The organism is Helicobacter sp. 13S00401-1 (genome assembly GCF_002272925.1).
Taxonomy (GTDB): domain Bacteria; phylum Campylobacterota; class Campylobacteria; order Campylobacterales; family Helicobacteraceae; genus Helicobacter_I.
Genome location: NZ_MLAR01000054.1, coordinates 1 through 357 on the forward strand (window position 1 = coordinate 1; position 357 = coordinate 357).

Annotated in this window: 1 pseudogene; it reads right to left on the bottom strand. The window is 27.5% G+C overall.

The features are described from left to right. Nucleotides 1–357 (bottom strand): annotated as a pseudogene (locus BKH43_RS08400) (methyl-accepting chemotaxis protein); the annotation flags it as partial.

The window sequence follows — 357 nt, forward strand, 5'->3', positions numbered from 1 at the left end:
ATACATTTTGCATAGACTGAGTTATTTCTTCTATAGCAGTAGCAGATTGTTCTAAAGAGCTAGCTTGTGCATTAGAACTTTGAGATAAGTTAGTAATAGAAGTATTTAGTTTTTTAGCTTCTTCATTAAGTAAAGAAGCAAAGCTTAAAGAACTTTTTAACATCTTTCTTATTTCTTCACCTAAGGCATTAGTTACTCTTTCTACACTACCTTTATTACTTATATTACCTTTAGAATCTAATACTGAAGTAGAGAAGTCTAATTTAAGATAACTATCAAATACTCTTTCTATCTCATTCATATTAGAACCTATCTTTAGTTCTAATACATCTAACATATTATTAAGTACATCTCTTA